General features: G+C 33.7%; 12 protein-coding genes. 10 read left to right on the top strand and 2 right to left on the bottom strand.

Going from position 1 to position 11268, the window contains the following annotated elements; translation table 11 throughout:
• Nucleotides 1–150: 150 nt before the first annotated feature.
• A complete protein-coding gene (locus AB8B65_RS00090; RefSeq protein ID WP_405298747.1) occupies nt 151–681 on the bottom strand; it encodes a DUF2059 domain-containing protein in 531 nt (176 codons plus the stop codon).
• A gap of 225 nt (nt 682–906) precedes the next feature.
• On the opposite strand from AB8B65_RS00090, the gene AB8B65_RS00085 reads away from it, so the two are divergent.
• The 4 genes from AB8B65_RS00085 (at nt 907) to AB8B65_RS00070 (ending at nt 5890) form a co-directional block, all read left to right on the top strand.
• The gene (locus AB8B65_RS00085) at nt 907–3243 is read left to right on the top strand and encodes a T9SS type A sorting domain-containing protein (protein WP_405298746.1); all 2337 of its coding nucleotides are present in this window, start codon (nt 907–909) and stop codon (nt 3241–3243) included.
• A gap of 160 nt (nt 3244–3403) precedes the next feature.
• On the top strand, nt 3404–4915 hold the full coding sequence (locus AB8B65_RS00080; RefSeq protein WP_405298745.1) for a helicase HerA-like domain-containing protein: 1512 nt from the start codon (nt 3404–3406) through the stop codon (nt 4913–4915).
• 23 nt (nt 4916–4938) lie between these two features.
• Entirely contained in the window at nt 4939–5529 is a 591-nt protein-coding gene (locus tag AB8B65_RS00075) for a hypothetical protein (RefSeq protein WP_405298744.1), read from the top strand.
• On the top strand, nt 5519–5890 hold the full coding sequence (locus AB8B65_RS00070) for a cupin domain-containing protein (protein WP_405298743.1): 372 nt from the start codon (nt 5519–5521) through the stop codon (nt 5888–5890). The genes AB8B65_RS00075 and AB8B65_RS00070 overlap by 11 nt, the downstream gene beginning before the upstream one ends.
• A gap of 154 nt (nt 5891–6044) precedes the next feature.
• Here AB8B65_RS00070 and AB8B65_RS00065 read toward each other — a convergent pair whose 3' ends face one another.
• Complete coding sequence (locus AB8B65_RS00065; RefSeq protein ID WP_405298742.1) at nt 6045–7508, bottom strand: hypothetical protein; 1464 nt, start codon at nt 7506–7508, stop codon at nt 6045–6047.
• A gap of 227 nt (nt 7509–7735) precedes the next feature.
• On the opposite strand from AB8B65_RS00065, the gene AB8B65_RS00060 reads away from it, so the two are divergent.
• The 6 genes from AB8B65_RS00060 to AB8B65_RS00035 form a co-directional block, all read left to right on the top strand.
• A complete protein-coding gene (locus tag AB8B65_RS00060; protein ID WP_405298741.1) occupies nt 7736–8056 on the top strand; it encodes a hypothetical protein in 321 nt (106 codons plus the stop codon).
• Nucleotides 8057–8081: 25 nt separating this feature from the next.
• Nucleotides 8082–8441, top strand: a complete 360-nt coding sequence (locus AB8B65_RS00055) for a hypothetical protein (protein WP_405298740.1) — start codon at nt 8082–8084, stop codon at nt 8439–8441.
• A complete protein-coding gene (locus tag AB8B65_RS00050; protein WP_405298739.1) occupies nt 8431–9126 on the top strand; it encodes a TauD/TfdA family dioxygenase in 696 nt (231 codons plus the stop codon). The genes AB8B65_RS00055 and AB8B65_RS00050 overlap by 11 nt, the downstream gene beginning before the upstream one ends.
• A gap of 220 nt (nt 9127–9346) precedes the next feature.
• Nucleotides 9347–9562 (top strand): hypothetical protein, encoded by a 216-nt coding sequence (locus tag AB8B65_RS00045; RefSeq protein WP_405298738.1) that lies wholly within the window; start codon nt 9347–9349, stop codon nt 9560–9562.
• Between the two features lie 217 nt (nt 9563–9779).
• Complete coding sequence (locus tag AB8B65_RS00040) at nt 9780–10829, top strand: hypothetical protein (protein ID WP_405298737.1); 1050 nt, start codon at nt 9780–9782, stop codon at nt 10827–10829.
• Nucleotides 10830–10963: 134 nt separating this feature from the next.
• The coding region (locus AB8B65_RS00035; RefSeq protein WP_405298736.1) for an SH3 domain-containing protein at nt 10964–11268 on the top strand (305 nt) is incomplete at its 3' end.

Genomic DNA, 11268 nt, shown 5'->3' with positions numbered 1-11268 from the left:
CGATATGTAATTTGAAAATAAAGTTTCATACGAGAATTCACTTATTAAAATACCAAGAGAAAAGCAATCTAACAGGCGAAGCCGATACCAAAGCAAAGCGTGTCTAACATTCTAAGAGCAAAGCGATCTAAAAGCGATAGCAGTCTAAAATCAATTCAAACTATATCCTTTTTCAGCCAATTTACTAAGCACGCTTTTATACAAATCGCCGCTCCATTGCTGAGAAATTTCGCCTTCAATTTTTGCCAATCCATCTCTACTAGCAATCATTTTTAAGCCTGTTTCTGAATCGTAAAAATTCATAATTTGTTGTCGTTGCGTATCTGTAAGTTTTGTTTTATCGGATCGCATTTGTTTTACAGCTGTAGATTCGTAAAACACAGTCATATTCTTAATATCGTTTAGTGTAAAATAAGCTTTGTACGCAGAAACTAGTACTGATTTTATATCTTCTACATACTTTTGCTTATCATTTTCGAGTGCTGTCCATATAGTTTCAGAGATTTTATACTCTTTAAAACGATTCTTCAACATACTAAACATAGCATCAATAGCACCTTCGTATTGTTGTTGCGTTCCATTGATAGTCAAGTACTGCTTTACGCTATCGATATACGGTGTTTGTGCAACGGTTGTTTGTACACAAGTAAGAAGAATAGCTACAATAAAGATTTTTTTCATATATATAAAATTAAGTGCGGTAGGCTTTGCAAGAATATTCCTTTTCAAAGAGTATTCCAAAAAACAAATATAAAATGTATTTTTGTAAATGAATTTGTTAAACAATTAAGATTCAACCAAAAAATATTGTCACAAATTTAAAAAAAACAACAATAAATGTTATTTTTTTGTTAATTTCCCGACAAAAAAATATCATAAACAAAACCTAACACAACCTATTTACTTATGAAAAACTTTACTTTATTAGTGCTTCTGACCTTTATACTAAAGGTTTCAGCACAAAATCCACAAAGACCCGTTCCCGAAAGTTGGACAATTCCTTCTATTGAAAAAGTGGCACCAATTCAATTACAAAAACCCAATTTAGCTACATTTAAAGCTGAAGATGCTGTAAACGACTTAAACAAGTCTATTCCTTGGAGATTTGGATACGATCAATACGTCGATTTTGGTTTGGATAATGCTGGACAATGGCATGAGTTACCAAATGGAGATCGTATTTGGAGAATTAATTTTATCTCTCCAGGCGCTTTAACAATGAATCTTATTTTTGATCGTTACAGAATTCCTGTAGGCGCAAAAGTATATATTTATAATGGCGATCGTTCTCAAATACTAAATGTATTTACACACGAACACAACAATCCAGATGATATTTTAGGAACTTGGATGGTTGATGGTGAAAATCTTTGGATAGAATATTTTGAGCCAAAAAAAGTAATTGGTCAAGGACAATTAAATATTGGAAACGTAGTACACGGATACAGAACTTTAAATTATCCAGGTGGTGCTAATGAAAAAGCATTAAACGATTCTGGAGCTTGTAATGTAGATGTTAACTGCGATATTTCTGCTTTTAACACTGCTGCACACGACATTAAAGAAGATGTAAAAAAGTCAGTTGCCATGATCGTTGTTGGTAGTGGATTTTGTACTGGTGCTTTAGTAAATAATACAGATAACGATGGAACTCCATATTTCTTAACTGCAAATCATTGTTTAGGTGGTTCTGTTGCAGGATGGGCTTTCCGTTTCAACTGGGCAAGTGACGAATCTGTTGCAGATTGTGCTACAAACGCGCCTAGTATAGACAACTCTTTTATACAAACTGCTAGTGGTGGTATTTTAAGAGCTTCTAACTCTGAGTCTGATATGGCTTTGGTAGAAATTACAGATACTGCTTTCTTTACAAATAACAGCGCCGATTTAGTTTGGGCAGGATGGAATCGTTCTACAACGGCTGTTCCTTCACTAACAGTTGGTGTACACCATCCAAGTGGAGATATCCAAAAAGTATGTGTTGACTTACAAAGCCCGACAAGAATTGCAACCAGTTTTAATGGAAACCCAACAACGGAAGTTTGGCGAATTGCCGACTGGGATTTAGGTGTAACTGAGCAAGGTTCTTCAGGTTCTCCTTTATTTGATCAAGATGGATTAATCATCGGAAAACTTTCTGGAGGTTCTGCTGCTTGTTCAGGAACAAACGATAATGGAGGTTTTGATATTTATGGACGATTTGGAGTTTCTTGGGATTTTAGCTCAGTAAACTCGCAACAATTAAAATTTTGGTTAGATCCAGCAGGAACAAATCCAATATCACAAGAACAGTTTCCTCCATTACAAACATTTGATACGGATGCAGCGATCTCTGTAACGAATGTACCAGATAATTTATGTGAAGATACTGTTACACCTACATTACGAATTAGAAATGCAGGAAACAATCAATTAACAAGTGCTACAATTATGCACCAATTAGATAGTGACACGCCTGTAACAATTAACTGGACAGGAAGTTTAGCAATTGATCAATTTGAAGATATTGTATTAACACCTATTGCTGTAACTGGCGAAGGCGCACATTCATTTACAGCTACTGTTTCAAATCCTAATGGAACTACAGATGAGTCTGCATCAAACGATACAAATGTTAAAAATTTCTCGGTTCCGCCTGGATTCGAAATAATGACAGTTAGCGTTATTATTACGCCAGACAGTTATGGAGATGAAACTACTTGGACATTAGAAGATTCTAACGGAACTGTTGTTGGAAGCGGTGGACCTTATGTTACAACTGGAACTAACGGAACACAACCAGATGAAATTACAGACATTCCAATTACACTTTTAAACGAATGCTATACATTTACATTAAATGATTCGTTTGGTGACGGAATTTGCTGTCAGTACGGAGCAGGAACATACCGTTTGGAAGATGGTAATGGTAATATTATAGTAAATGGTGATGGATCTTTTACAACAAGTGTAGCTAATATATTTAAAATTACAGAACCATTAAGCGTCGGAGAAAATGCATTGGCAAGTAGCTTGCGTATTTACCCGAATCCTTCTGCTGCCGATTTCACAGTAGATGTTCGTAATTACGCAAACGTTACGTATGAAATTAGTAGTGTAACAGGACAACGCATCCAATCAGGTTCATTTAATGAAGGAAACAACACACTTTCTATGCGTAGTGAAGCTGCTGGTTTATACTTCATCAAAATTACAGATCTAGAAAGTAACTTAACCGTTACAAAAAAGATTATTAGATACTAGAAATAGCATTTCACCTTATATAAAACATTCGTTTTTCTTTAGAAAAGCGGATGTTTTTCTTTTTCATATTTTTTTCAGTGGATAACTTTCACGGAAATCTGAATGCATTTTTTTTAGACTTCATCAAAATCGCTTACTTTTAACCCAAATTTTCAAACACATGAGTAGCAAGTACAATTTTATTGAGCATATTGAAAAAGGATATACAACGAAAGGAGATTATATTACCATGGGCGCTGCCATGTATGAAGGAGAAACCGTTACAGATGCCTACGTAAAAATTCCGTTAAAAACATTAAACAGACACGGTTTAATTGCTGGAGCTACAGGAACAGGAAAAACCAAAACATTGCAAGTACTTGCTGAAAATCTTTCAGACAAAGGAATTCCTGTGTTATTAATGGATTTAAAAGGTGATTTAAGTGGAATTGCACAACCAAGTCCTGGACATCCAAAAATTGACGAACGTCATGCTAAAATTGGTTTTCCGTTTGAAGCAAAAAACTTTCCGATTGAAATTTTATCACTATCAGATCAAGATGGTGTGCGTTTGCGCGCTACGGTTTCTGAATTTGGACCTGTATTATTATCTCGAATTTTAGATTTGTCTGAAACGCAATCAGGAATTGTCGCAGTTGTATTTAAATACTGTGATGACAATAAAATGCCTTTGCTCGATTTAAAAGACTTTAAAAAAGTATTACAATATGCTACGGGTGAAGGAAAAAAGGAATTCCAAGAATCGTATGGACGAATTTCTACCGCTTCAACAGGTGCTATTTTGCGTAAAATTATAGAACTAGAACAGCAAGGTGCCGATTTATTTTTTGGCGAAACTTCTTTTGAAGTAGACGATTTAACACGCATTGACGAAAACGGACGCGGATATATTAATATTATTCGTTTGACAGATATTCAAGACAAGCCAAAACTATTTTCAACATTCATGTTAAGTTTATTGGCTGAAATATACGAAACGTTCCCTGAGCAAGGTGATAGCGGACAACCAGAATTGGTATTATTCATTGATGAAGCACATTTAATCTTTAAACAAGCATCAAGTGCTTTATTAGATCAAATAGAAAGTATTGTAAAGCTAATTCGATCCAAAGGAATTGGTTTGTATTTTGTGACGCAGAACCCGACAGATATTCCAGAAGCCGTTTTAGGACAATTAGGACTCAAAGTACAGCATGCGTTGCGTGCATTTACGGCAAAAGATCGTAAAGCCATCAAGTTAACCGCAGAAAACTATCCAGATTCAGAATACTACGATACTACCGAAATATTGACTTCTTTAGGTATTGGAGAAGCCTTAATTTCTGCTTTAGATGAAAAAGGACGTCCTACGCCACTTGCAGCTACGATGTTGCGCGCGCCAATGAGTCGTATGGATGTGTTAACGCCAAAAGAATTGAAACAAGTCATTAACAATTCGAGATTAATTGGCAAATACAACGAAGAAATTGATCGTAAAAGTGCGTATGAAATGCTGAATGAAAAAATTAAAAAGGCAGAAGCAGTTTACGAAAAAGAAAAAATAAAAGAAGAAAAAAAATATACCAAAACTGCGAGTCGCAAGAGTACACGACAAAATCCAATCATAAAAGTATTGACAAGTGCTACTTTTATTAGAAGCATTTTCGGAATTCTCAAAAAAATTATCAAATAATAAAATACATAAACAAAAATCGCGTGAAAAAAATTGCATTCCTTGGACTTATCATTGCTTGTATGGCAAGCTGTACCACAAAAGAAGATCCATTTTTAATTCAAGAAAATCAAATAGGAAAATTATATAAAAATAGTACTGTAAAGCAATTAGATTCGCTTTTTGCGAAAGATTCTCTCGTAAAACGTATTGGCGAAGGCGATTATATGCAAGCTGGAAACGATCAATATTTAGTGTTTGATAAAAGAGGTAGACACTTGCTTACACTTATTCCTGCTCAACAACACGACGAAAACGAAAAAATTAAAACGATTCAAATTTACGATTCACGTTACAAAAGTGCCAAAGGCATTTCGCTCGAAAGTACCTTTAAGGACATTCGTGAAAACTTTACAATTAAATCCATTTACAACACAATAAGCACTGTTGTTATTACGGTGGAAGGACAAGAATATTTTACGATTGACAAAAAAGAATTGCCCGAAGATTTGCGTTATGACATGGATTTAAACATTGAAGCCATTCAAATTCCTGACGCAGCAAAAATCAAGCAATTTGCAATCAATTGGAAACACGAAGCAACCAAAGATACTGACACAAAAGATGCCGAATAAAAAATATCAAATTCAAAAAAGCCCGTTTGTAGTACCAACTACAGATGGCAAACTGATTGAAGAACATTTTGGAAATGCTACTGATGGAAATTCAGGAATAAGCATTGCATACATGATAGCGCAACGAAAAGGGAGCGAACCGTTTCAAACACCTGAATTTGATGAATACACATACATCATCAAAGGAAAAAAACAATTTATTATTGAAGGTGAAACCATCGTTTTGGAAGCGGGACAATCTATCAAAATAGAAAAAAATACACGCGTTCAATATTCCAATCCGTTTGAGGATGATTGCGAATATATCGCTATTTGTTTGCCAGCATTCTCCATGGATTTGGTAAATAGAGAAGAAAAATAAGGAAAAGGTTATTTAGAAATTGGTAAGAAACGGCATTCTGAATTCAATTCAGAACTGCAACGTTTTATTATCAATAATTATGTGAAACTGAATCAAGTTCAGTTTGACGTAATGCGCTAAATAACCTTTTCGCTTTTTTTTAAAGATGCTACAATTACTTAATAATTGTCACATATCTATACGTACTATTTTTTCCAACATAACCGTAGCCATTCGTTGTTCTTGCTCTGGCGTACACATTAAATGAATGCGCGCAAGTTGTCGCTGCTTTAAAGCTTCCCGTAATATGATGACTTCCCTTCCAATTTCCTGGCGTAGTCACTGGATCGTACTTTTTATACACAATATTCTTCGAGTCGCCTTCGCCCCAACGCGCAGTTAAACTATAATCTAATAAATTCCCTTCTTTATCGTATCCTTCAAAATCAACAACGATTTCATCATTCGGGTTTTGTAAATTCACAATTCCGCATGCACCAATTTCAGCATTTTTATATTTTACAGAATTGATACTTACTTCCGGCACATTATTATCAATATACATGGTTAAAATTTGTGCTGGATTTGTTGCGCCAACTTCGGCTCCTGCATTGTTATAAAATTTCACTTTAAACTGATGCAATCCTGTATCAAGTTTTGTGGAGTTGAACTGAAACAACAAATCATCTATCGAATAATCGACACCTGCACTCGGCATTTTGTAGAATTTATTACTATCTGGTGAAGCAGCTTCCAACACATAATCAGAACCGTCCCATTTATAATTATACCAAGAAGTTACAAACTCAGAAAATCCTCCCGAAGTTCCTTTTCTGTGAAATACTTTGTATTTTTTTGCGTCCATTCCTGGCAATTGATCCATCTTGGTGCGATTTCCAATCACATTCAACTTTCCGCCAAAAGCGGCATTTCTGGCATAAATAAAATAGTTTGATGCGGTTGTTGCACGTCCTGCAGCATTAATTTTTGTGGTTGGAATTAACCCGACACTTCCCATAATTGGTCCTAAATCTGCATTTGAAATAGAAGGTTTTCTTGAGAAATACAAGGTGTGTAACTTTGAAAAATCTCTAAAAAAGTTTGCTGGCGTGTCATAATTTAGATTTGGTTTGTTTGAATGTACTCTAAAACCAAATTTCGTATACGAACTAAACCACCACCATAATAAGTTCACTTTTAGGTCAGACAAACGAAAGCGAAATTTCCAGATTCTATGTGGCGTTGATGAATTTGGGGAAGTTCCGAATGTACTTTTACATTCCGACTTTTGTACTTCATTCAACAAACCTGTCCAACGTCCTGCACCTTTATAATATTGTCGTCCCATTTTATTAGGATTGCCAGGATAATTTCCATAATTGACATCATAATTTGGCGTGATGGCTTTGTTTTTATTTCTATCAAACGTAAACCAAAAATAGTCGCCTGTTCCTGGATCGTTGTGCGTATCTTTCACAACATCTAATACGACATACAAATACTTTGCGTCATTCTTAGCAAGCATAAATCCGCCATCAAATTTCATTTGTTTTTCTTGTGCGCCCGACCAAACTGCATCTTCTAACTGATCGTCTAACGTAATGGGCGTTCCTGCCCAAGTTGATTTAATTGTTCCCATGATTTTCTCTAGTTTTTAGGTTATATTATTTCTTGGAACAAAAGTATCTTGACATAAAACCCTGTGTAAGAGCTGAAAAGCTGATTTTACATAGGAAAAAGACGGTTTACATTTGGGGAAAAAAGTTTCTTTCTAAAAATTTTTCTCTTAAAACATTCCGATGTAAAACAAATAAAGGTTCCTGTTTTTTTAGTAATTTCACACAGAATACAACTCCTAATAAAAATATGAATATTGAATTTTTCTCAGAACTCCATGAAGATATAATTCCTGAAATTATCATTGTTGACATCGATGAAAACTTACCAATAAAAGATTTGTTTTCTAAACTTCATGATATTACAGGAATAGAACGCTTTATTGAAGCAGTATTATTTGATGATGAAACAGAAAAAATAGCGTGTAGCTATTATTATAAACATCAAGCTGATTTTTTAAAGTTTAAATCTATTCTAGATTTAGAACAAAAAATAAGTGAGTTTCCTAAAAATGGATTGAATGGAGAACTAAGTATTTATTTCAACATGAGTACTGGATTTATTAATTAACACGTACCATTAATACTAGCAAAATATGAATATCGAATTTTACTTCCTTACTGACTATGATGATGATGCAGAAGTTTTCGCATATAATACAAACGAAAAAATACCAATAAAACAAATATATAGTATTGATATTGATGAAAACGCTCCTATACGAGAACTTTTTTCTAAACTTCACGATATTACCAATATATCGCGATATAGAGAAGTTACATGGGACGGTAACGTAGAAAAAATAGCTTGTAAGTATTATTACAAGCATAAAAATGAATTTACTGATTTCAGCTTCGTTGAAGATTTAGATCGAAAAATAAAAGATTTCCCAAAGAATGGTTCCAATGGTGAGTTGAGCTTACATATGAATTTGACTATTTACTATGGTAACTAAATATACATATCATAAAGATTTAGTTTCTCAGTCTATCATTGAAGATTTACAACAAGGAAATACAATTGTTTTAATAGAAAACTTTCCTTTAATTGATGCCGATCTTCAAACATTTATAAAACCTTTAGGAGTCAGCGTAAAAGAAATTAGAAACAATAACGGCAAAGATGTTTTTGATGTAAAAGTAAAGAAACAAAATGGTTTCTTTACTTCCATTGCCAATTCAAATTTAACTTTCCCATTACATACAGATTGTGCAGATTTTGCTTCAATTCCAAACTGTATAGGTTTATTATGTGTACAACCTGCCACTGACAATCAAGGAAAAAGCAGGTTTGTATTTTTAGAAGAAATTCTAAAGCAATTATCAAAAGAAGAAATTCAAGAACTCACTTCAAAGAAATGGAATTTTAGAGGACAATCTCGAAGCATTCTTAGCCTCACGCATAATGGATATAAAATTTGTTATGATAGAATTACGATGGAAACCTTTTCTAAATTAAATGATGCTGAGAAAAAATACCTAAGCAAACTTGATCGCCTTTTTGAAAAAAACATAATTGAAACACAGCTAAAAAAAGGAGACTTGATTCTCTTCCGAAACGATTTACTACTACACGGACGCACAAAAATTGATTTAGATTCTGATAGATTACTAAAAAGAATCCGATTCGATTTAAAATAAAAATCTTCATTCAATTTAGACACACATCTTCTTTTTCGTGTCTTTTACCATAAATAAACTACAAATTTCCACCCTTCATTACGAATTCTAGTTTAACACCAACGAATTCTAAAAGCACTCCAAAAAAGCGTGAAGTTGCCACTACATTTGAAATGTAATTAAGAAACAAAGTCATCTTAGTCACATCAAAAAAAAGATAAACATTAAAAACGAACATCAAATGTGGTACGATATAACAGCAACAAAAATGATTCAAAAATATTTGAATATCTATTCGCAAATCAAAATGCAATTTGATGCAGAAGGAAAAGTAAACGCCGTTGATTTATTTCAAGAAGGCAGATGGATTTCGAGTCCAACATTGGCAAAACGCATGCGCTTACAACATATTGCATTGCCTGTACGACAAGAAGCATCTATCATATTAAAAAGATAAATTAGGTTGGTTAGTTGGGAAAAATCAGCTTGAATCTTTTTGGCGGCTGTCAAAAAGTACTATGAAAACAACGTATTGAAGAGTGGGTTTTCAAATGCAATGCACATAGTAGTTTCAATCCGAAAGCAGATTGAAATCGTTCAAGCTGATTTTTATACAAATAATCAAAACACAAGACATAAATAAAATTAAAAACAACACTTAAAATCACAACACTATGAACACAAAAGCACTAAAAATGGCAGCATTCATGGGACTTGTATTAACATTAGTTTTTGCTTGTTCCCCACAAGAAAACACAGGAAATTTAACTGCAATGAACGAAAATGAAGCCGTAGTTCCCAAACAAGCAGTGGTATTTATTGCAGGATACGACAAAGGAGAAAGCACCTATTATAAAGATGCAAGAAAACACTTTGAAGGTTTACATTATAAAATTATAGACAATGCGTTTTCGCTTCAAGAAATTATTTCATGGTTGAATAAAAATCACAACGAACAAGATTACAGCGAAATTCATATTGTAAATAAAGGAAATTCTAAAAAAGGATTATCACTCGAAACTACCATTCACGGGAAGTTGTTATCACAACAATCATTGCTAGATTGTTTAAAGGAAAATAAGCTTCCAAAATTACAAAACGTATTAGCTGCAAATAGCAAACTCGTTTTCCACACCTCTGAATTAGGGAAAAACAAGCAATTATTACAAGTATTGAAGCAAACGTTTACGGCAAATTATCAGCCAAAAGTATTTGCAACACAGCATGCAACCGTTTTTAACGGACAGTTTCAAAAGCATTACTTAGCCAATGTATTTTACGGATATTATCCAACAGCGCAATCACCAGGAAATGTAGATTTATCAAAACAGTTTATTCGTAAATATCCTTTAGAAGACATTCATTGGTTAAACGCGATCAGAACCAAAGAAGAAGGCGAACCAGGAGAAGCATTCTCATACAAATTCAACATTCCTATACGTTGGGAAATAGAATTTTCAGGCGACGAAGATGTACCTGCATTAGCAAATGCAAACGAAATTATGGATTGGATTGATGATAACGAAAAGTACAACAACATCATTAAAGACATGGGAATTAAAGTCGAATATTTTAGATGGAAAGCGTACAAATCTGGTCAAAAAGTAATCATCAAAGGAAAAACAACAGCGGTTTGTATTTTAAAGCCAATGATGCAACGTAACAATCCATTATCGTATGTAGAAACTGAATTTGACAATCAACGTTACTTCACACAATTGTAATGCAACACCAAAATATATCTCCACGAAATGCAGTCTACATGTTTACAATACGGAGTAAGCGTGTGACTGCATTTTCAATTTGAATACGCGCAACACATCAAATCCACTACTAATATTTAACCTATATTTGCTTTATGAAGACCTTTACAATACAAACATTATGCTTCTTCTTTTTCTTATCTGCCATACAACTTCAAGCACAGCAGCCAGAAAATTTTATTGATCTATACAATTATTTTAAAGTAAACAAAACATATTCAGTTTTTGGTGATAATGTAAACTTACGTGAACAACCAAATACGACTTCCAAAGAAATAACGCGTTTGCGCATTGGTTTTGAAGTGAAAATCATTGCAAAAACGGAAACTATTTTTGAAAGCGGAAACTCCAAAACATATTGGTATGAAGTTGCATATAAAGGAAAAAAAGGATTTATTCC

Source organism: Kordia sp. (assembly GCF_045105435.1).
Taxonomy (GTDB): Bacteria; Bacteroidota; Bacteroidia; order Flavobacteriales; family Flavobacteriaceae; genus Kordia.
The sequence above is the reverse complement of the archived record's forward strand: the minus strand, read 5'-3'. Positions and strand labels throughout refer to the sequence as shown.

Excerpts from the sequence above, each read along its gene's own strand:
- AB8B65_RS00090 (WP_405298747.1), bottom strand. The coding sequence starts at position 681 with ATGAAAAAAATCTTTATTGTAGCTATTCTTCTTACTTGTGTACAAACA.
- AB8B65_RS00085 (WP_405298746.1), top strand. The coding sequence starts at position 907 with ATGAAAAACTTTACTTTATTAGTGCTTCTGACCTTTATACTAAAGGTT.
- AB8B65_RS00080 (WP_405298745.1), top strand. The coding sequence starts at position 3,404 with ATGAGTAGCAAGTACAATTTTATTGAGCATATTGAAAAAGGATATACA.
- AB8B65_RS00070 (WP_405298743.1), top strand. The coding sequence starts at position 5,519 with ATGCCGAATAAAAAATATCAAATTCAAAAAAGCCCGTTTGTAGTACCA.
- AB8B65_RS00065 (WP_405298742.1), bottom strand. The coding sequence starts at position 7,508 with ATGGGAACAATTAAATCAACTTGGGCAGGAACGCCCATTACGTTAGAC.
- AB8B65_RS00060 (WP_405298741.1), top strand. The coding sequence starts at position 7,736 with ATGAATATTGAATTTTTCTCAGAACTCCATGAAGATATAATTCCTGAA.
- AB8B65_RS00055 (WP_405298740.1), top strand. The coding sequence starts at position 8,082 with ATGAATATCGAATTTTACTTCCTTACTGACTATGATGATGATGCAGAA.
- AB8B65_RS00050 (WP_405298739.1), top strand. The coding sequence starts at position 8,431 with ATGGTAACTAAATATACATATCATAAAGATTTAGTTTCTCAGTCTATC.
- AB8B65_RS00045 (WP_405298738.1), top strand. The coding sequence starts at position 9,347 with ATGTGGTACGATATAACAGCAACAAAAATGATTCAAAAATATTTGAAT.
- AB8B65_RS00040 (WP_405298737.1), top strand. The coding sequence starts at position 9,780 with ATGAACACAAAAGCACTAAAAATGGCAGCATTCATGGGACTTGTATTA.